20 protein-coding genes and 1 riboswitch are annotated in these 18,841 nt (G+C 71.2%); of the genes, 8 read left to right on the top strand and 12 right to left on the bottom strand.

Going from position 1 to position 18,841, the window contains the following annotated elements; all coding sequences use genetic code 11:
* Positions 1-168: 168 nt before the first annotated feature.
* From ACZ7CH_RS06405 to ACZ7CH_RS06385, 5 genes are all read right to left on the bottom strand, one after another.
* Entirely contained in the window at positions 169-498 is a 330-nt protein-coding gene (locus ACZ7CH_RS06405) for a condensation domain-containing protein (protein ID WP_360386889.1), read from the bottom strand.
* A 20-nt stretch (positions 499-518) separates the two neighbouring features.
* Positions 519-1,085, bottom strand: a complete 567-nt coding sequence (locus ACZ7CH_RS06400; RefSeq protein ID WP_458433376.1) for a TIGR03086 family metal-binding protein — start codon at positions 1,083-1,085, stop codon at positions 519-521.
* Positions 1,085-1,495 carry a type III secretion system chaperone family protein gene (locus tag ACZ7CH_RS06395; protein WP_360386884.1) on the bottom strand — a complete coding sequence of 137 codons (411 nt, stop codon included), beginning with the start codon at positions 1,493-1,495 and terminating at the stop codon, positions 1,085-1,087. Before ACZ7CH_RS06395 ends, ACZ7CH_RS06400 begins: the two co-directional genes overlap by 1 nt.
* Entirely contained in the window at positions 1,420-2,127 is a 708-nt protein-coding gene (locus ACZ7CH_RS06390; RefSeq protein WP_360386882.1) for a DUF998 domain-containing protein, read from the bottom strand. Before ACZ7CH_RS06390 ends, ACZ7CH_RS06395 begins: the two co-directional genes overlap by 76 nt.
* A gap of 134 nt (positions 2,128-2,261) precedes the next feature.
* On the bottom strand, positions 2,262-3,119 hold the full coding sequence (locus ACZ7CH_RS06385) for a LysR family transcriptional regulator ArgP (protein ID WP_470373460.1): 858 nt from the start codon (positions 3,117-3,119) through the stop codon (positions 2,262-2,264).
* A gap of 99 nt (positions 3,120-3,218) precedes the next feature.
* Here ACZ7CH_RS06385 and ACZ7CH_RS06380 point away from each other — a divergent pair, with 99 nt between their 5' ends.
* Entirely contained in the window at positions 3,219-3,767 is a 549-nt protein-coding gene (locus ACZ7CH_RS06380; protein WP_360388331.1) for a LysE/ArgO family amino acid transporter, read from the top strand.
* On the opposite strand, the gene ACZ7CH_RS06375 is transcribed toward ACZ7CH_RS06380, so the two are convergent.
* Positions 3,733-3,900 carry a hypothetical protein gene (locus tag ACZ7CH_RS06375; protein WP_360386879.1) on the bottom strand — a complete coding sequence of 56 codons (168 nt, stop codon included), beginning with the start codon at positions 3,898-3,900 and terminating at the stop codon, positions 3,733-3,735. The two genes, ACZ7CH_RS06380 and ACZ7CH_RS06375, sit on opposite strands and share 35 nt — an antisense overlap.
* Positions 3,901-3,963: 63 nt before the next feature.
* Positions 3,964-4,173, top strand: a riboswitch (cobalamin riboswitch).
* 103 nt (positions 4,174-4,276) lie between these two features.
* On the opposite strand from ACZ7CH_RS06375, the gene ACZ7CH_RS06370 reads away from it, so the two are divergent.
* Positions 4,277-7,642 carry a ribonucleoside-diphosphate reductase subunit alpha gene (locus tag ACZ7CH_RS06370; protein ID WP_470373306.1) on the top strand — a complete coding sequence of 1,122 codons (3,366 nt, stop codon included), beginning with the start codon at positions 4,277-4,279 and terminating at the stop codon, positions 7,640-7,642.
* A gap of 53 nt (positions 7,643-7,695) precedes the next feature.
* Positions 7,696-8,682: a ribonucleotide-diphosphate reductase subunit beta gene (locus ACZ7CH_RS06365; RefSeq protein ID WP_470368888.1), complete on the top strand. Its 987-nt coding sequence runs from the start codon at positions 7,696-7,698 to the stop codon at positions 8,680-8,682.
* On the opposite strand, the gene idi is transcribed toward ACZ7CH_RS06365, so the two are convergent.
* Positions 8,668-9,252 (bottom strand): isopentenyl-diphosphate Delta-isomerase, encoded by a 585-nt coding sequence (gene idi / locus ACZ7CH_RS06360; RefSeq protein WP_360388326.1) that lies wholly within the window; start codon positions 9,250-9,252, stop codon positions 8,668-8,670. The two genes, ACZ7CH_RS06365 and idi, sit on opposite strands and share 15 nt — an antisense overlap.
* 227 nt (positions 9,253-9,479) lie before the next feature.
* Between idi and ACZ7CH_RS06355 the strand changes: the two genes are divergently transcribed.
* Entirely contained in the window at positions 9,480-9,665 is a 186-nt protein-coding gene (locus tag ACZ7CH_RS06355) for an MbtH family NRPS accessory protein (protein ID WP_360386874.1), read from the top strand.
* Between the two features lie 79 nt (positions 9,666-9,744).
* On the opposite strand, the gene ACZ7CH_RS06350 is transcribed toward ACZ7CH_RS06355, so the two are convergent.
* Positions 9,745-11,064 (bottom strand): serine/threonine-protein kinase, encoded by a 1,320-nt coding sequence (locus ACZ7CH_RS06350; RefSeq protein WP_360386871.1) that lies wholly within the window; start codon positions 11,062-11,064, stop codon positions 9,745-9,747.
* A gap of 69 nt (positions 11,065-11,133) precedes the next feature.
* Between ACZ7CH_RS06350 and ACZ7CH_RS06345 the strand changes: the two genes are divergently transcribed.
* The 3 genes from ACZ7CH_RS06345 to ACZ7CH_RS06335 all read left to right on the top strand — a co-directional run bounded on the left by ACZ7CH_RS06345 (position 11,134) and on the right by ACZ7CH_RS06335 (position 13,592).
* Complete coding sequence (locus tag ACZ7CH_RS06345) at positions 11,134-12,090, top strand: magnesium transporter CorA family protein (protein WP_360386868.1); 957 nt, start codon at positions 11,134-11,136, stop codon at positions 12,088-12,090.
* A 10-nt stretch (positions 12,091-12,100) separates the two neighbouring features.
* On the top strand, positions 12,101-12,868 hold the full coding sequence (locus tag ACZ7CH_RS06340) for an enoyl-CoA hydratase/isomerase family protein (RefSeq protein ID WP_360386865.1): 768 nt from the start codon (positions 12,101-12,103) through the stop codon (positions 12,866-12,868).
* 100 nt (positions 12,869-12,968) lie between these two features.
* Positions 12,969-13,592, top strand: a complete 624-nt coding sequence (locus tag ACZ7CH_RS06335; RefSeq protein ID WP_470373305.1) for a PIG-L deacetylase family protein — start codon at positions 12,969-12,971, stop codon at positions 13,590-13,592.
* A 15-nt stretch (positions 13,593-13,607) separates the two neighbouring features.
* Here ACZ7CH_RS06335 and ACZ7CH_RS06330 read toward each other — a convergent pair whose 3' ends face one another.
* The 4 genes from ACZ7CH_RS06330 to ACZ7CH_RS06315 form a co-directional block, all read right to left on the bottom strand.
* Entirely contained in the window at positions 13,608-14,903 is a 1,296-nt protein-coding gene (locus tag ACZ7CH_RS06330; RefSeq protein ID WP_360386859.1) for a UDP-glucose dehydrogenase family protein, read from the bottom strand.
* Complete coding sequence (locus tag ACZ7CH_RS06325; protein ID WP_360386857.1) at positions 14,903-16,231, bottom strand: glycosyltransferase family 4 protein; 1,329 nt, start codon at positions 16,229-16,231, stop codon at positions 14,903-14,905. Before ACZ7CH_RS06325 ends, ACZ7CH_RS06330 begins: the two co-directional genes overlap by 1 nt.
* 65 nt (positions 16,232-16,296) lie before the next feature.
* The gene (locus ACZ7CH_RS06320; RefSeq protein WP_458433381.1) at positions 16,297-17,124 is read right to left on the bottom strand and encodes a glycosyltransferase; all 828 of its coding nucleotides are present in this window, start codon (positions 17,122-17,124) and stop codon (positions 16,297-16,299) included.
* Complete coding sequence (locus ACZ7CH_RS06315; RefSeq protein ID WP_458433382.1) at positions 17,121-18,071, bottom strand: glycosyltransferase family 2 protein; 951 nt, start codon at positions 18,069-18,071, stop codon at positions 17,121-17,123. Before ACZ7CH_RS06315 ends, ACZ7CH_RS06320 begins: the two co-directional genes overlap by 4 nt.
* A 44-nt stretch (positions 18,072-18,115) precedes the next feature.
* Here ACZ7CH_RS06315 and ACZ7CH_RS06310 point away from each other — a divergent pair, with 44 nt between their 5' ends.
* A complete protein-coding gene (locus ACZ7CH_RS06310) occupies positions 18,116-18,832 on the top strand; it encodes a polysaccharide deacetylase family protein (RefSeq protein ID WP_360386850.1) in 717 nt (238 codons plus the stop codon).
* The last annotated feature ends 9 nt before the right edge of the window (positions 18,833-18,841 follow it).

Genomic DNA, 18,841 nt, shown 5'->3' with positions numbered 1-18,841 from the left:
GCTGCGGCGGACCGGCACCCTCGGCACGGACGGGCACGCCGGCGCGGACGCTCCCCCGGTGCACCACCGACGGGTGACCCAGCGGGCCCGGCCGCGCTCACGCAGGGGTACCCCCGAGTCGGGATCCCCTGCGTCTCACCGTACTCAGCGGGTCCGACAAGATCGGGACTAGCCGACCAGCGCGGGTTGCTTCCAGGCCTGCACCAGCCACGGCAGCACGCGCGGCATCCGGTCGGCCACGACGTCGTGCAGCACCAGCACGATCCGCCCCGACCGCTCGGGTCCGGCGTCCAGCCACACGGCCTGCATCAGCACACCCGCCCGCAGGTCGAGCCCCGCCTCCGCTTCGGCCAGTGCGGCGGCCGTGGCGGCGGCGGGGTCGGTGACCTCGTGGTGCGCGAAGCCCGAACGGCACAGCTCGGGGTGCAGTTCCACCAGGGAAGCCAGTGCGGCGGCCAGGCGTCCGACGCCGAGCCCCGCCCGAACCTGCACCGTCATCGCTCTCACGTTAGGGGAGCCTAACCTACTTTCCAGGCGGGGTCGCGGCCACTGAGTCCCAGGACACGGTCCAGCAGCGGCGCGGTCGAGCCGACCTCCACCACGGCTCCGAACAGCGAGCCGTCGCGGTTGCCGGGACCGACCGACGACACGAAGCCGTGCACGACCTGGAGCAGGTCCTCGTCGACCTCGAACGGCTGCCCGGTGGCACGTGCGAGGTCCCAGCCGTGCAGCACGACCTCGTCCAGCGCCACGGCCGCGGCCACCTCGCCGGGCAGGTCGACGCCGGCCGCCGCGGTCATGCCCTCCCACGCCTGCGGTGCGCGCCAGGCCTGCGCGAGCTCGGCCAGGCGGGCCGGCACCGACTCGCGGAAGTCCAGCGGCAGCCGCGCCACGTCGCCGGAGGGGGTGCCCCGCAGCGGTGTCTTGCGCGCCGCCATCGTGAACGCCACGGCCAGGCCGTTGACGTGGTCGAGCAGGTCGCCGACCGCGTACTCCGGGCACGGCGTCGGTGCCGACAGGTGGCGGTCGGTCACCCCGCGCACCACCTCCGCCAGGCGGTCGGTGGCAGGTGCCAGGTCGAACATCAGTAGCCGTCCCCTCCCCAGAACTGCTCCTCCAGCGTGTCCGCCGTGCCGGCGAGCAGGTGCAGCGGGTCGGTGAACTCGTGGATGTCGAGGTCCTTGAGCGGCAACGAGTGCCGGACCACGACGTGCTCCCCCATGATCGCGAGGCCGCAGGCGACGGTGGAGTTGCCCACCTCCTCCAGCACGCGGCGGAGGTCCACCTGCGCGGCCAGCCCGCACGGGGAGGCGATCTGCACCCATTCGTGCATGTTGTCGAGCACTTCCCGGACGATGATCACGACCTGCGTGCGGTCGTCGTCGCCCTCCTCCACGTCCCCGAAGGTGAAGAGGATCCTCAGTTCCTCGCCCTGGTCGCTGATGACGTCGTACTCGGCGCGGACGTAATCCGCGAGGTCTCCCCAACTCGCCATGGCGCAACCCTACTGGCCGAGATCGCCCACAGCCCGACGACCAGCACGGCCAGGACCTCGGCGGCGAGCAAGATCCTCTCGATGTAGCCCAACGGGAACACGTTCCACCACCGGACGTCCGACACCGCACCCAGCACAATGGCGTAGAGCAGCGGCATGAATGCGACAACGCTCAACAAACCCGACGCCATCGTCCACCTGGCGTGTCGCCCCCAGACGTGGTCGCGCAGCCACGGCCGGGCCAGCAGGACGACCGCGACGGGCAGGCTCACGAACGCGACCATGCTGCCGAACCGGTGGATGCTGCCGCTGAGCTGGTTGGTGCCCATCGCCCAGTTCGTCTTCGGGAACACGACCACGAGCAGCAGGCCGAACGACCACAGCAGCAACGCGACCGAGCCCGCCGACCGCCACCGGGTCAGTCCTTTGTGGACCAGCGCGGTGAGGATGCCGGCCGAGCCCGCGACCAGCAGCAGCACGGCCACGTCGAACACCGGGCGGTAGTCGCCCAGGGCGTACTCGCTGATCGTGCGGTGCAGAGCGCCGACGGTCAGGTCGAGCAGGCCCACCATGGCGACGGTCGCGACGACCGCGAGCGAACCGCCGGTGGCGGCGAGGCGAGGAATCAGCACAAACCGGTCAACGAGCGGGTGAACCCCTGGGGTTCCTGGGTTCAGGAAGCCGACAGGATGCTCTCAGGCGCCGGACAGGTTCCCGGCCGGGAGCACGAGCCCGGTTCGGCGGCGCGTCGCCCCACCCCGGGGACTCAGCGCAGCGCCTGCGCGGCTTCGGCCATCACCGCCTCGGCCACGGCGGTGAGTGCGGGCGAGTCGAGCTTCCACTGCTGCCAGTACAGCGGGACGCTGACCGTGCGGCCGGGAGCGAGGTCGACCAGGCCGTCGAGCACCTGCTGCGGCGGCACCATGCCCCAGCCCAGGCCGGTGGCGACGGCGCGCACGTAGACCTCGGACGACGGGACGTGGTGGCGGTGCTCGGACGCGCCGCGGCCCCGCGTCAGGGTGCGGACGAAGCGGTCCTGGAGGTCGTCGTTGCGGTCGAACACCACGACCGGGGCATCCGGCAGCCACGACTTCAACGGCCCGGCCGCATGCCGGTTCACGAAGGACTCGGCGGCCATCGCGGCGTAGCGGATGTGGCCGAGCTTGCGCACCGAGCAGCCGGCGACGGGGTCGCGCGACGACGTCACCGCCGCCATCACCGCTCCCTGCCGCAGCAACGCCGTCGTGTGGTCCTGGTCCTCGCGGTGCAGGTCGAACGAGATCCGCAGCTCGGGCGGCACGCGGTGCAGCGCGGGCAGGAACCAGGTGGCGAGCGAGTCGGCGTTCACCGCGATCGGCACCCGCACGACCGCGTCCTCGCCGAGCGCCGCCCCGAGGTCCTGGTCGAGCGCCAGCAGTTGCCGACCGTAGCGGACGATCACCTCACCGGACGGCGTGAGCCGCACCGGGCGGGCGCGGACCAGCAGGACCCGGCCCGTGCGCTGTTCGAGCGCCTTGATGCGTTGCGAGACAGCGGAAGGCGTGACGTGCAACGCGGTGGCGGCGGCGTCGAACGTGCCGCTGTCCACCACCGCGAGCAGCGTGCGCACCAGGTCGAGGTCCATCACGAGCGCTAATGGTACGTAAGAATCTTCAGCTGGCCTCATCAAGAACGCGTCAATAGCGTGGACCGCGTGACAGACCTGCTGCTCGGCTTCGGCACCATGATGACCCTGATCGTCGCGATCGGCGCCCAGAACGCTTTCGTGCTGCGCCAAGGACTTCGCCGCGAGGCGGTGGCGAAGGTGGTCGCCGTGTGCGCCGTGTCGGACGCGGTCCTGGTCGCCGTGGGCGTCGCCGGGTTCGGCGCGATCGTCACCCGGTGGCCGCAGGCGGTCACCGTCGCCGCGGTCGTGGGCGGGCTCTTCCTGCTGGGGTACGGGTTCCTGGCCGCGCGGCGCGCACTGCGCCCGCAGGCCCTGCACGCCGACACCGGCGCCCGGCACCGGCCCGTGCTCACCGCGATCGCGCTGACGTGGCTCAACCCGCACGTCTACCTCGACACCGTGCTGCTGCTCGGGTCGATCGCCGCCGGCCGCTGGCTCTTCGGCGTCGGCGCGGTGACGGCGAGCATCACCTGGTTCGCCGCGCTCGGGTTCGGCGCCCGGCTGCTCAGCCCGCTGTTCGCGAAGCCGCGCGCGTGGCGCGTGCTGGACGGCGTGATCGCCGCCGTGATGATCAGCCTCGGGGTCGCGCTGATCGCCGGGACGTGACCAGCGCGGCGACCGCGCAGCCGGCCAGCACGCCGCTCGTCACCGGCGCCGCGGCTCCCGCGAACAGCGACGCGGAGGCGAGCCCCGCACTGAGCAGAGCACCGTAGAAGACCCGCGGCCGAACCTCACCCACGCCGACCACCCTACCCAGGGGACACGCATGTTGGGTGGTGATCAAGGACCCACCACCACATGTAGTATCTGCCGCACTGGTGGTTCACCGGCCCGGACAACGGGCCGGTGAGGCAAGAGGGAACCCGGTGCGAGTCCGGGACTGCCCCGCAGCGGTGAGTGGGAACGAAAGCCGTCAACGAAGCACTGGGTCGCGAGACCTGGGAAGCGACGGCCGGTAGGCGCGAGTTCGACGCCCACGAGTCCGAAGACCTGCCACCGGGGTGCGCGCAAGCCTGCGCGCACGACACGGTGCCCCGAGGGAGGGCGGCTGTGTGCACCGGTGAACGGTGCGCGCATGCGCTTTTCCTCCTGGGCCCAGCTCGCGAGGAGAGAGCGTGCCCGACCGCCTTTCAGTGGTCATCGAGGAAGCCTGTGCCGATCTTCCGAACGCATCGGCCGAGGCGGTGCTGACCGAGACCAAGCGGAACCTGTACCACGGCATCACCGACGCCGAGCTCGCCCTGGCGCCGATCATGGCCGCCCGCGCGATGGTCGAGCAGGACCCGGACTACTCCTGCGTCAGCGCCCGCCTGCTGCTGGATCGGCTGCGCACCGAGGCGTGCGGCGTCCCGCTGTCGCACGCCGAGATGACCGAGCGCTACCCGTCGTACTTCGCCTCGTTCGTGCGGCACGGCGTCGACTGCGGCCAGCTCGACCCCCGGCTGACCTCGTTCGACCTGGCCCGCCTGGGATCGGCGCTGGACCCGTCCCGTGACCTCCGGTTCCAGTTCCTGGGCCTGCAAACCCTGTACGACCGCTACTTCCTGCACCGCGACGGCCGCCGCTACGAGCTGCCGCAGGCGTTCTTCATGCGCGTGGCCATGGGCCTCGCCCTGGAGGAGGACGACCCCGACGCCCGCGCGGTCGAGTTCTACGAGCTGCTGTCGTCGTTCGACTTCATGTGCTCGACACCGACGCTGTTCAACTCCGGGACGACCCGGCCGCAGCTGTCGTCGTGCTTCCTGACCACCGTGGCCGACGACCTCGGCGGCATCTTCCACGGCATCAGCAACAACGCGCTGCTCTCGAAGTTCGCGGGCGGCCTGGGCAACGACTGGACGCCGGTGCGCGGCATCGGCGCGCACATCAGGGGCACCAACGGCACGTCGCAGGGCGTGGTGCCGTTCCTGAAGATCGCGAACGACACGGCCGTGGCCGTGAACCAGTGCTTCGCACCGGACACCGGCGTCCACACCGCCGACGGCGTCAAGGCGATCAGGGACGTCGTGGCCGGCGACCTCGTGCTCGGGGTGAGCGGCACCTACCGCGAGGTCACCGACGTCATGCTCTACGACCAGGTCGACCCGATGGTCGAGGTGGAGGTCGAGCACTCCGCCGCACCCCTCAGGGTCACCGCCGGACACCCGTTGTACGCCGTCAGGGGCGTGCCGCTCGGCCAGGAGAACGCGCGGACGCTCAAGCAGCTCGCCGGCGACGAGGTGCGGCCGGAGTGGGTGGACGCCGGTCGGCTGGAGAAGGGTGACCTCGTCGCCAGGGTGGTTCCGCGGGAGGTCGTGCCCGTCGCCGGTTTCAGCGAGGACGATGCTCGTCTGTACGGCGTCCTGCTCGGTGGCGGGCACCTGTCGGAGGACGGGGTGCGGTGGGGTGTCTCCGGGAAACCCGGGCTGGACGCGCACCTGGACTTCGTCCGCGAGCACCTGTCGGCGCGCGGTGTCCCCTTCCGGGAGAACGGCCGCGACGACACCCACGTGTGGATCCACTGGGCCTCCGAACCCGAGGTGGGTGCCTCCGCGTTCCCGTTCACGCCTGAGGACCTCTACGACGACGACCGCCGGAAGCGGATCGCCCGCAGGTTCTCCCACCTGCCGCACGCCCAGACCCGGAAGCTCCTGCAAGGCCTGCTGGAGTCGAGCGGCGGTGCCTCCCGCGGCGTCGAGGTCCACTTCACCACGACGTCGCGGTCGCTCGCCGCGGGTGCCCGCTACCAGCTGCTGCGCCTCGGCATCCCCTCTGCCGGCGAGGACCTCGACGTCGGGGTTCCCGCCGTCGAGGGCATCGCCGAACTCGCCGGCTGCCGCCCGACCACCGAGCCAGACTGGGTCGAGCACCGGGGCATGGTGTTCTCGCGCGTCCGCGACGTGCGGGAGACCGAGGTGGTCCCCGAGGTGTTCGACCTCGAGGTCGAGACCGACGAGTCCTACCTGACCACGGCCGGCCTCGCCCACAACGGCGGGAAGCGCAAGGGCGCGGTCTGCGCCTACCTCGAAACCTGGCACATCGACGTCGAGGAGTTCCTCGACCTGCGCAAGAACACCGGCGACGAACGCCGCCGCACCCACGACATGAACACCGCGAACTGGGTGCCGGACGAGTTCCTGCGCCGGGTCCGCGCGGGCGGCACGTGGACGCTGTTCTCCCCCGACGAGGTGCCGGACCTGCACGACGCGTTCGGCGCCGAGTTCGCCGAGAAGTACCGCGCCTACGAGGCCAAGGCCGACGATGGCGGGATCAAGGTCTTCCGCCGGGTCCAGGCCGTGGACCTGTGGCGGCGCATGCTCACGATGCTGTTCGAGACCGGCCACCCGTGGATCACGTTCAAGGACCCGTGCAACCTGCGGTCACCGCAGCAGCACAGCGGCGTGGTGCACTCGTCGAACCTGTGCACCGAGATCACCCTGAACACCGCGGTCGACGAGGTCGCGGTGTGCAACCTGGGGTCGGTCAACCTCGCCCGGCACGTCACCGAGGACGGCATCGACCACGCCCGGCTCCGCAAGACGGTGCGCACGGCCGTGCGGATGCTCGACAACGTGATCGACGTGAACTACTACACGATCCCGGAAGCCAGGAACTCCAACCTGCGGCACCGGCCGGTCGGTCTCGGGCTGATGGGGTTCCAGGACGCGCTGTTCACGCTCGGCACGCCGATGGCGTCGCAGGAGGCCGTGGAGTTCGCGGACCGCAGCATGGAGGAGATCAGCTACTACGCCATCGAGGCGTCCGCCGACCTGGCCCGGGAACGCGGCGCGTACCGGTCGTTCGACGGGTCGCTGTGGTCGCGGGGCGTCCTGCCGATCGACTCGGTCGAGATCCTCGCGCGGCACCGCGCCGCGGACGAGCTGGAGCAGGACCGCGGGTCCACGATGGACTGGGCCGCACTGCGGGCCAAGGTGCGGCAGGGCATGCGGAACTCGAACGTCATGGCCATCGCGCCGACCGCGACCATCGCGAACATCGCCGGCGTGAACCAGTCGATCGAGCCGCTGTACCGCAACCTCTACGTGAAGTCGAACATGTCCGGCGACTTCACCGTCGTCAACCCCCACCTGGTGCGGGCGCTCAAGCAGCGCGGGCTGTGGGACGAGCAGATGGTCTCCGACCTCAAGCTGCACGACGGCAGCCTCGGCGCGATCGACCGGGTGCCGCCCTACCTGAAGGCCCTGTACGCCACGGCGTTCGAGGTCGACAGCGCCTGGCTGGTCGAGGCGGGCTCGCGCCGGCAGAAGTGGATCGACCAGGCGCAGTCGCTCAACCTCTACCTGGCCGCGCCGAGCGGCCGCAAGCTCGACGAGCTCTACCGGCTGGCGTGGCTGCGCGGGCTCAAGACCACGTACTACCTGCGGACGCAGAGCGCGACGCACGTGGAGAAGTCCACGTTGCAGGGCACCGACGGCAAGCTCAACGCCGTCTCCCCCGTCGCCTGCTCCACCACCGACACCGACTGCGAGGCCTGCCAGTGACCGACCACATCATCGACGCCGGTGCCGCGCGGGTCGGCGTGGACGACAAGGCGATGATCAACTGCCGTGCGGACGTCAACCAGCTGCTGCCGCTCAAGTACCACTGGGCGTGGGAGAAGTACCTGGCCGGCTGCAACAACGCGTGGATGCCGACCGAGGTGTCCATGCAGGCCGACATCGGCCTGTGGAAGTCGAAGGACGGCCTCACCGCGGACGAGCGCCTGATGATCAAGCGCAACCTCGGCTTCTTCGCCACGTCGGAGTCGTTGGTGGCCAACAACATCGTGCTCGCCGTGTACCGGCACCTGACCAACCCCGAGTGCCGGCAGTACCTGCTGCGCCAGGCGTTCGAGGAGGCCGTGCACACCCACACGTTCCAGTACGTCTGCACCTCGCTCGGCCTCGACGAGGGCGAGCTGTTCAACATGTACCGGGAGATCCCGTCCATCACGGACAAGGCCGCGTGGGCGTTGCAGTTCACCCGGCACCTGGAGGACCCGGGGTTCCGCACCGGCACACCCGACCGCGACCGGGCGTTCCTCAAGGACCTCGTCGCGTTCTACGTGGTGTTCGAGGGCATGTGGTTCTACACCGGGTTCGCGCAGATCCTGTCCCTGGGGCGGCGCAACAAGATGGTCGGCGTCGCCGAGCAGTACCAGTACATCCTGCGCGACGAGTCGATCCACCTGAACTTCGGCATCGACGCGATCAACCAGATCAAGCTCGAGAACCCGCACCTGTGGGACGACGCGTTCCAGGCGGAGGTGCGCACCATGCTCGCGGAGGGCTGCGAGCTGGAGATCGCCTACGGCCGCGACACCATGCCGAACGGCATCCTGGGGCTGAACTCCGAGCTGTGCGAGCAGTACATGCGGTTCATCACGAACCGCCGCTGCGCACAGCTCGGGCTCGAGCCCGTGTGGGAGCCGGCGGAGAACCCGTTCCCGTGGATGTCGGAGATGATGGACCTCAAGAAGGAGAAGAACTTCTTCGAGACCCGCGTCATCGAGTACCAGAACGGCGGCTCACTGCAGTGGTGACAGCACCACGGCCTTAGGCAGCCCGGCCCGGTCCGCCACCGGCCACGCGAGCGGATCGGGCCCGAGCTCCACGAGCTCGGCGACCTGCAGGCGGGACCACGGCGACACCGGCCGGGTCCCGTCCAGGACGCTCGAGGCGTACACGCTCCACGGCACGCGCTCGGTCGAGTCGACCTCGTCGGGGTTCGGCACCGGCTCGGCGTCGGACAGCACCCGGAACACCGGGCACATCTCGTTCTCGACGACACCGTCCATCTCCGCCCGGTAGCGGAATGCCGGCAGGACCAGCTCGGGCACGCCGACGTCCATGCCGAGCTCGTCGCGCAGCCGCCGCCGCACCGCCTCGGCCATGTCCTCCTCCGGCAGGGGGTGGCCGCAGCACGTGTTGGTCCACAGGCCGGGGAACGTCTTCTTGTGCAACGCCCGGCGGGTGAGCACCGTGTTGCCGGCCGAGTCGAAGACGTAGCTGGAGAACGCCAGGTGCAGCGGCGTGTCCGCGTGGTGCACGACAGCCTTGTCCTCGACGCCGATCGCCGAACCGTCCTCGCCGAGCAGGACCACCTGTTCCACAGTCACGACCACACGTAACCACACTCGGGCGGGGCACCGGAACCTGGGCGCCGACATCGTTGTCGTCGAGGGCCGGTGGGTGGCTCGCGGGCGGCAGGGCAACGCGGCGCGCAGCAGTGTGGCACGCCGACACCCGGTGGCCGTGAGGACTCCGCGCAGCGGCAACCCGGCGGCGACTTGAGCGCGCGCCGAGCGCCGCCCGAGGTGGTCCACGTCACCCTGGACGCATGACCCCGTTCGCTTCGGCTCACACCATGTTCCTGGTGCTGGTCAGCCCGGCGGGCCAGTACTCGATCTGGCCGGCGGTGCTGCAGGTGCCCGCCGGCTGGCAGGTCGTGCACGGCGTGGCCGGCCGGCAGTCCTGCGAGGACCTCGTCGCCGTGCTCCGCGCCGATCTGCCGATGGCCGCCTAGTCGCACCCGCGACCCTGATGTGGTCCACGTCACCACCCGGCGTGCCGGACACCGTGACGACCACCTGCGGGTGGACCGATCAGCGCCCGTCGTAGGAGCGCGGCAGGTACCAGGCCAGTGCGGCGCGCAGCTCGGCGACCTCGCGGTCACGGCGGCGGCGCGAGCGCTCGTGGGCGATCGGGAACACCCGCACCCCGCCGTGGTGGGCGCCGAAGAACCGGCGTGGCGCCGGGTCCTTGAGCCAGACCACGACCCACGGGCGCTTCTTGTGCGGCACCACCCGCACGCGCGCCAGCTCGTACCACCAGTACTGGTGGAACTTGCCGTTGCGGGTGGTGGCGATGCCCTCGCGACTGATCTCCACGACCACCTTGCGGCGTGCGGACGCGCCGAAGAACCGCGCGGCCCGCACCACCAGCACGCAGAACGCGGCCAGCGCCAGCAGCTGCGTCGCCCCGTTCGCCTGGGCGGCCGGGTCGGCGATGGCGGCGGCGAGCAGCGCGGCGGCCAGGTTCACCACGCCCCAGCTGAACGGCACGATCCGCGACGTCGAGAACGTGGCGGCGGCCGGGGTCATCGGGGCGGGCAGCTTCGTCGTCGGCGGCTTCGCGACCTGCGCCAGCAGCCGGGTGACCTCGGTGGGCTCCGGGCGCTTGGCCGGGTCGCGGTGCATGCACCGCTGCACCAGCGGCCGCAACGACTTGGGCAGCCCGTCGAGGTCCGGCTCGCCGTGCGCGGCCCGGTAGAGCAGCGTCGCCGTCGGGCCCTCGCCGAACGGTCCCCTGCCGGTGGCCGCGTAGACCAGCACCGCGCCCAGCGCGAACACGTCGCTGGGGCAGCCGACCTCCTGGCCGGTGATCTGCTCCGGCGACAGGAACCCCGGCGTGCCGAAGACCATGCCGGTCTCGGTCAGCGCCGTGTGCTCCATCGCGCGGGAGATGCCGAAGTCGATGACCCGCGGGCCGTCCGCGCCGAGCAGCACGTTCGCCGGCTTGAGGTCGCGGTGCACGAGCCCGGCGCCGTGGATCGCGGTGAGCGCGTCGGCCAGGCCCTCGGCGAGTCGTCTCAGGTGGTGCTCCGGCAGCGGCCCGTGCCGTTCGACTGCCTCCTGCAGCGTCGGGCCGGGCACGTACTCGGTCGCCATCCACGGCCGCGGTGCCCGTGTGTCGGCGTCGAGCACGGCCGCCGTTCCGGTACCGCCCACCGCCCGCGCCATCTGCACCTCGCGCCGGAACCGCTCGCGGAACCGCGGGTCGTCAGCGAGCTCTGCCCGCGCGACCTTGACCGCGACCTGCCTTCCGTCACTGCTCTGGCCCAGGTAGACGGTTCCCATGGCGCCACGACCGAGCCTGCCCAGCAGCAGGTAGTCGCCGATGCGCTGAGGTTGGTCCACCTTCACCGGTTCGAGGGTAGCGGGAACTCGGGCCGGAACCTCACATCTGAGCGGATCTACGTATCGTTGTCACCCATGGGCCGGACCCGCTTGTACCGCAACGGCGAACTGGTCGACCAGGACTTCCCGGTCGCCGACGTCGCACACCTGCTGGAAGATCCCTCGGCCGTGGTGTGGTTCGACCTGTGCGCGCCCTCGGAGCCCGACGTCCGCCTGCTGCGCGACGAGCTGGGCCTGCACGACCTGGCGATCGAGGACGCCCTCGCCGAGCGCCAGCGCCCGAAGGTCGACCGCTACCCCACCCACCTGTTCCTCGCGATGCACGCCGTCACCTACGCCGAGCACGAGGTCAGGACCACCGAGGTCGACGTGTTCGTGCTCCCGCGGGTCCTGGTCACCGTCCGGGAAGACGAGTCCTACCCGCTCGACGGCGTGCTGCGCCGCTGGGACGCGGGCGCCGACCTCGCCTCCGCCGGGGTCAGCTTCCTGCTGCACGGCCTGCTCGACGACGTGGTCGACGGCCACCACGCCGCCGCGCAGGAGCTGGAGGACCACGTCGAGGACGTCGAGGACAGCATCTACGCGGAACGCCCCCACCAGGGCCGCAAGATCCTCAAGCTGCGCCGCGCCCTGGTCCAGCTGCGCCGCGTGGCCCTGCCGATGCGCGAGATCCTCGGCTCGCTCGTCCACCGCGAGCACGCGCTGGTCTCCGACGAGCTGATGCCGTACTACCTGGACGTGAAGGACCACACCCTGTTCACCGCGGAGCTGACCGAGTCGCTGCGCGAGCTCGTGACGAACCTGCGCGAGGCCGAGGTGGCCGTCCAGGGCAACCGCCTGAACTCGATCATGAAGAAGGTCACGAGCTGGGCCGCGATCATCGCCGTCCCGACCGCCATCTCCGGCTACTACGGCATGAACGTCCCGTACCCCGGCTACGACCAGCGGTGGGGCTTCTGGGTGGCCACCGCGGGCATCCTGGCCCTCTCCTACTACCTGTACCTGATGTTCAAACGCCGCGACTGGCTGTGAGGCTGCACCCGTGAAGATCCACCTGACCCGTCAGCACGAGCTCGCGATCATCACGATCGACGCACCCCCGCTCAACCTCTACACCCTGGAGCTGGACGCCGAGTTCCACGACGCCCTCGACGAACTGGGCGACGCCCGCTGCCTGCTGGTCAACGCGGCCGGCAGGGTCGTCTCCGGCGGCGTGGACGTCTCCCTGTTCGCCGCCCAGGAGTACCGCTCCGACGCCCAGGCCCTGTTCGACCGCATGATGCTGCTCCCCCAGCGCCTGGCCGCGCTGCCGATCCCCACCGTCTTCGCCGCCCACTCCCTGTGCCTCACCTGGGCCTTCGAGCTGGCGGTGGCCTGCGACCTGGTCCTCGCCGCAGAGAGCGCCCGCTTCGGCCTGGTCGAGAAGGTCGTCGGCCTCACCCCGACGATGGGCGGCACCCAGCGCCTGGCCGCCCGCGCCGGTGTCGGCCGCGCCAAGGAGCTCGTCATGACCGGCGACCTGTACTCCGCCGAGACGCTGGAGCGCTGGAACGTCGTCAACCGCGTCCTGCCCGACGAGGGCTTCGCGCTGGCCGCCGAACGGTTCGCGCACGGCCTGGCCGTGGGCCCGACCCAGGCGCACGCGGCGACGAAGCAGGTGCTCGCCCACTTCGAACACGGCGGCGTCCCGGAGGCCGACGCGCACGTGACGACGATCGCGGCGGCCCTGTTCGACACCGAGGACTTGCCGAACGCCGTGCACAGCTTCCTGACCGACGGGCCGGGCAGGGCGACGTTCATCGGCCGCTGACGCGGGTCGCGGTGGAGCCGGAGTCCGGGCAGGGCCCCGGGGAACAGCGCTCCAGCGCGGCGACCGGGCCACGACCCGGTCCTCGGGTACGTTCCCCGGCGTGCACTTACCCGTACCGCGCACCCTCCTCGTCCTGCACGCCCACCCCGGTGACGAGTCGGCGACCACCGGCGGCGCGCTGGCGCTGTACTCCCGCCAGGGCGTCCGCACGGTCCTGGTCACCTGCACCGGCCCTGCGCAGAACCCGGAGCTGCAGGCCGCTGCCGACGTACTGGGCGTCACGGACCTGGAGGCGCTCGGCTACCTCGACTCCGGTGAGGACGGTGAGGTGGGGCAGGGCGGGTTCTGCGCCATCCCGGTGAACATCGCCGCCGGCCGGGTCGCGGCGCTGGTCGAGCGCTACCGGCCGCAGGTCGTGGTCACGCACCACGGCGCTCACCGCGACCACGTGCACGCGGTCCGGGTGGCGAAGTCGGCGGTCTACCGCACCGGCATCCCCGCCAAGCTCTACCTCACCGCCGACGGGGGTGCGACGACGATCGACATCGACGACGTGGCCGACGTGAAGCGCAAGGCCGTGCAGTGCTACCCGGGGCGGTACGCGGAAGGGGCGTTCGCGGTCCAGGAGCACTACTTCCGCGACCTGGACACCACGAACGCCCCGCTGCCGGAGACCGACCTGTTCGCCGGCGTGACGAACTGCGGGCCGGACCTGCCGCGCTGAGGTCCGGGGCGGACCTCAGCGGCGGCCGAGGGACGTGCAGGTGAAGCCCGCCCTGCGGATGACGTCCGGGTCGAGGATGTTGCGGGTGTCGACGACCACCGGCTGGCGGACCGTCTCGGCGAGGCGGGCCCAGTCGAGCGAGCGGAAGTCCGGCCACTCGGTGAGCACCACGAGCGCGTCGACGTCCTTCGCCGCCTGGTAGGCGTCGTCCACAACGGACACCGCACCGAGGTCGGTGCCGCCGCTCAGTGCCGGGTCGTAGCCCACGAGCTCGGCACCGGCCTGCTTGAGCAGCGCCGCCACGGCCAGGGCAGGCGAGTCGCGCAGGTCGTCGGTGCCCGCCTTGAACGTGAGTCCGAGCAGACCGAGGCGGACGTGCGAGAGGGAGCCGCCGCGCTTGCCGGTGACCGCCAGGCGGACCTTCTCGACCATCCGGGTGCGCTGGCGCTCGTTGGTGTCGATCGTGGCGCGCAGCAGCCGGAACTCGAAGTCGGCGGCGTCCGCGGCCTGGAGCATCGCGTGCGTGTCCTTGGGCAGGCAGGAGCCGCCCCAGCCGGGACCGGGCGAGAGGAACGACTGGCCGATGCGCTTGTCGTAGCCCATGCCCTCGGTCACGTCGGTGATGTTCGCGCCAAGCCGTTCGCACAGCTCCGCGACCGCGTTGACGTACGAGAGCTTCATCGCGAGGAAGCAGTTCGCCGCGTACTTGACCAGCTCGGCGGAGGCCGCGTCGGTCAGCACGGTCGGCGCACCCAGGCGGGCGTACAGGGCGGCCACGCGCTCGGCCGCGTCCTGCTGGTCGCAGCCGACGACGATGCGGTCCGGGTTCAGGAAGTCGTGCACGGCGGAGCCCTCGCGCAGGAACTCCGGGTTCGACACGACGGCCACGTCATCGCGGCGCAGCAGCTCGGCCGTGCGGACCGCGGTGCCCACCGGCACCGTCGACTTGTTCACGATCACGCAGCCCGACGGCAGCAGGTCGCGGGTCTCGTCCACAACGGACTCGACGGCCTGCAGGTCCGCGATGCCGCCCACGCCCATCGGCGTCGGCACGCAGAGGAACACGACCTCGGCGTCGGCCACCGCGGCCGACGCGCCGACGACGAACGAGAGCCGGCCAGAGGCCAGGCCGCCGCTCACCAGGTCCGCGAGACCGGGTTCGAGGATGTCGACCTCGCCGCGCGAGAGCCGTTCGACCTTGGCCTCGTCGACGTCCGCGCACACCACGCGGTGCCCCAGTGACGCGAGACACGCACCGGTGGTCAGGCCGACGTAGCCGGTGCCGACGACAGCGATCCTTCTGACGAACATCATTCTCCCGTTCGGTTCACGGCGAACGCGCGGAGAACGGCGTCGTCGCTCACGTCGATCATCTTGTTGCCCCACTGGTCGGTACCGGCGGCCAGGTCAGGTCTACCGTCCGGGAAGGGCCCGCGCGACACGAATCCGGTGAGTCCGTCGAAGACCGAGACGTACGCCTCAGCCTGCGGGCGCCAGTCGAGCTCGGCCTCGCAGCGGCGGCGGCCCTCGAAGCCGAGCCGGCCGCGGCGCTCCGCGTCGTCGAGCAGGTCGAGCAGCGCCGACGTGAACGCCTCCACGTCACCCGGCTCGACGTAAACGGCGCAGTCGCCCGCCGACACCACGGTCTCGGTCAGCCGGTAGGACAGCACCGGCAGCGCGTAGGCCATGTACTCCATGGTCTTGTTCATGGTGGACACGTCGTTCAGCGGCGACAACGGGTCCGGCCCCAGTCCCACGGCGGCCGTGGACAGGTAGCGGGTGATCTGCTCGGGACCGACCCGGCCGGTGAACTCGACGTACGGGTCGAGACCCCAGGCCGCGGACTGCTTCCGCAGGTCCTCCAGGCAGTCGCCGAAGCCGAGCAGGGCGAACCGGACGTCGCTGCGGCCGTGGTCGAACACGACCCTGCGGGCCACCTCCAGCACGCCGTCGACACCGTCCTGCGGGCCCATGATGCCCAGGTAGGCGACCAGGTGCTTGCCGCCGCGGCGCAGCTCGTCCACGCCCTCGACCGGCCGCATGACCGTCGTGTCCGGGCCCGAACGCACCACCGTCGTGCGCTCGGGCGGCACGTCACCGCGGGTCCACGCGATCTTCTGGTACGAGGTGTTGGTCGAGGTCACCCGGTCGGCCGTGCGGAACGTGCGCCGCTCCAGCCACTTCAGGACCCGGTACTGCAGCTTGCCTGCGAACCCGGCCGGCTCGCCGAAGCGGGACAGGAAGACCTCGGGGTTGAGGTCGTGGTGGTCGAAGACGAACTTCACGCCACCGAGCCGCCACAGCAGCGCGAGCGCCCAGTACGTGTCCGGCGGGTTGCACGCCTGCATCACGTCGAACCGGCGGCGCATGCGCACCTTCACGCTCAGCACCGCGGTGCGCACCCAGCAGTAGAGGAACTCCCAGGCGTAGCCGAGAGCACCCTCCGCCTGCGGTGGCGGGGCGTACTTGTGGAGGTGCACCCCGTCGAGGAGCTGGTAGGCGGGGTCACCCGGTCCCTTGGGGCAGATGACCGACACCTCGTAGCCGGCCGCTGTCAGCGCACGGCATTCGAGCCACACCCGCCGATCCAACGGCACGGGCAGGTTCTGCACGATGATCAACACGTGCGGTGCGCTCACAGCTAAGACCTCTCACCGGGGGACCGGGCCAACGCTCAGGTAGTCGTTCCACCAACGGGTGTGCGTTACCTCGTGGTGCGGTCGGTGGACCATTCGCCGGTCACACCGGTCAGGTGGCGCCAGCGGGCGAGCACCTTCTCCACGGCGAGCACCGACAGGAAGCACAGCGCGTCGAGTCGTGCGACCTCGCGCGACCGGACCAGGCCGCGCAGCTGCCCCAGGGCGAGCGGCGGCTCGTGGCCGGTGTGACCGAGCGCGTCCAGCTGCCGGTTGCCCAGCCGCACCCTGGCCCGGCGGCGCACCAGCGCCCCCACCGTCCTGGCCGGGCGCACGACCGCACGCGCCGACGGGACGATCTTCTTCTCCGCCAAGGAGAACCTGCGCTGCACGTACCCGTCGTCGTTGACGACGTCGGGCATCGGGAAGATCCGGGCGTGACCGCGTTCGGTGACCATGTAGGCGCCGGTGCCGGACAGCCCGCGGCGCTGGGCGAGCAGCCGCGCGATGGTGCGGTGGAAACCCGCGGCGACGCGGGAGCAGCCGGTGAGGTCGAGCTCGGGCACCGGCGCGCACGCGAGGGCCGTGTCGTCGGAGGTGAGCTCGAACACCATGGCGCGCAACGACTCGGCGGTCAGGTCGACGTCCGCGTCCAGGTACACCCGCGGGAACGTGGCGCACACCTCGTCACCCAGGGCGAGCGCGTGCACCTTGCCCGCCACCGGGGTCTCCACGACCTTCACGCCCGCCGCGCGGGCCACGTCGGCGGTGGCGTCGGTGCACGCGTTGGCCACGACGACGACGTCGAACTCCCCGCCCAGCAAGGACAGGGACCGCGCGATGCCGCGTTCCTCGTTGTGCGCCGGGATGACCACACCGGCGACCGGCCGCGTCACGCGGACCCCGCCACGTCGGTGCGGGCGCCCCAGCCGCCGGCCCATTCCGCGCGGCGGCGCCACACCTCGCTCCAGCGCGGACCCCTGCGCAGCACCCGTTCGGCCGCGGCGCGCAACGCCACGCCTGCCCGCAGCGCGAAGAGCCCGTACCGCCGCGCCGGCACGTGGCGCTGCACGACCGTCGCCCGGCCGGTGAGCACCAGCACGTCGCGGTTCACCCGGTGCGCGGAGGAGGCGCCGACGGCGTGCTCGAACTCCGCGGCCGGTGCGATGCACGGCGAGAAGCCGAGTGCGGCGGCGCGCAGGCAGAGGTCCTGGTCCTCGCCGTAGATCCGGTAGGTCTCGTCGAACCCGCCGAGCCGTTCCCAGGTCTCGCGGGAGATCAGCAGGAACCCGCCGCTGATGACGTCGACCGGGCGCTGGTCGTCGCGCTGCCAGCCGCCCAGCGACTCGGGGTCGAAGAACGCGGAGCCGCGGAAGGCGCTGGACAGGCCGAGCATGCCGCTCGTGAGGCTCCAGGCGGTGATGCGGCCGAAGCAGCTGCGCGGGTCGAGCTCCCCGTCGGGTGTGACGCAGCGCCCACCGACGATGCCCGTGCGCGGCCGTGCCCGCAGCACCGCCAGCGCCGCGTCGATCGCGCCCGGCCTCGGGTGCGCGTCCGGGTTCAGCAACAGGAAGTAGTCGCCCCTGGCGCGTTTCGCCGTGCGGTTGACCGCGAAGCCGAAGCCGGTGTTGCGGTGCATGCGCTCGACCGCGCCGGTGCCCAGCAACCGCTCGGCCACCTCGGCCGCGCCGTCCGCGGAACCGTTGTCCGTCACCAGGACCTCGAACGGGTCCGACGGCGCCGCAGACCCCTGCAGCGAACGCAACGTGGCTTCGAGGTGGTCGGCGGCGTTGTAGGACACCATCAAGATCGACAGACTCACCAGGTCGGAGCCACTCGTCATGTCAACTGGATCGAGAGCCCGTCTGGAGTCGTTACAGTGACGGCATGATCCGTCGCCTCGCCCGGCGCCTCGTCCTGCCGCTCACTGCTCCGATCGGCTCAGTGCGACAGGTCTCTTCGCCGCAACCGCACGTCGTGCTCACCTACGACGACGGGCCGCAGCCGGGCGCGACCGAACGGGTGCTGGAATCCTTGGCGAACTCCGGTTGCACGGCAACGTTCTTCGTGTTGACGGGCCGGGCGCGCAAGCACCCGGGACTGCTCGCCGAGGTGCAGGCCGCTGGCCACGAGATCGCGCTGCACGGCGTCGACCACGTGCGCCTCACCACACTGGCACCCAAGGAGGTGCGCGCCCGCACGGCCGACGGCAAGCACTTCCTGGAGGACGTCCTCGGCACCGAGGTGCGCTGGTTCCGCCCCCCGTACGGCGCGCAGCGGCCGGCGACGTACGCGGCGATCCGCGCCACCGGCATGGACTCCGTGGTGTGGGACGTGGCGGCGTTCGACTGGGAGGACGACCCGGCCGCCACGATCGCCGAGCGGACGCTGCGGGAGGTCCACAGTGGAGCGGTCGTGCTGATGCACGACGGCTACGCGGGACCGGAGGACGGCGTCGACGACGGGCCCGCTCCGACGTTCGACCGCGGCGAGCTCGCCCGGCTGGTGTGCGCCGGCCTGGCCGAGCGCGGCCTGAAGGGCGTCTCGCTGCGCGACGCCCTCGCGCACGGCCGGCCGGTGAAGCGGGCCTGGTTCCGCTCCTGACGGTGAACC

The organism is Lentzea sp. NPDC037011 (assembly GCF_055607425.1).
This window is presented reverse-complemented; position numbering and strand designations above follow the sequence as displayed.

Coding starts and splice junctions, on each gene's coding strand:
- ACZ7CH_RS06355 (WP_360386874.1), top strand. CDS start 9,480: ATGACCCCGTTCGCTTCGGCTCACACCATGTTCCTGGTGCTGGTCAGC.
- ACZ7CH_RS06395 (WP_360386884.1), bottom strand. CDS start 1,495: ATGGCGAGTTGGGGAGACCTCGCGGATTACGTCCGCGCCGAGTACGAC.
- ACZ7CH_RS06315 (WP_458433382.1), bottom strand. CDS start 18,071: ATGACGAGTGGCTCCGACCTGGTGAGTCTGTCGATCTTGATGGTGTCC.
- ACZ7CH_RS06345 (WP_360386868.1), top strand. CDS start 11,134: ATGGGCCGGACCCGCTTGTACCGCAACGGCGAACTGGTCGACCAGGAC.
- ACZ7CH_RS06405 (WP_360386889.1), bottom strand. CDS start 498: ATGACGGTGCAGGTTCGGGCGGGGCTCGGCGTCGGACGCCTGGCCGCC.
- ACZ7CH_RS06400 (WP_458433376.1), bottom strand. CDS start 1,085: ATGTTCGACCTGGCACCTGCCACCGACCGCCTGGCGGAGGTGGTGCGC.
- ACZ7CH_RS06330 (WP_360386859.1), bottom strand. CDS start 14,903: ATGTTCGTCAGAAGGATCGCTGTCGTCGGCACCGGCTACGTCGGCCTG.
- ACZ7CH_RS06385 (WP_470373460.1), bottom strand. CDS start 3,119: ATGGACCTCGACCTGGTGCGCACGCTGCTCGCGGTGGTGGACAGCGGC.
- ACZ7CH_RS06310 (WP_360386850.1), top strand. CDS start 18,116: ATGATCCGTCGCCTCGCCCGGCGCCTCGTCCTGCCGCTCACTGCTCCG.
- ACZ7CH_RS06365 (WP_470368888.1), top strand. CDS start 7,696: ATGATCAACTGCCGTGCGGACGTCAACCAGCTGCTGCCGCTCAAGTAC.
- ACZ7CH_RS06380 (WP_360388331.1), top strand. CDS start 3,219: ATGATGACCCTGATCGTCGCGATCGGCGCCCAGAACGCTTTCGTGCTG.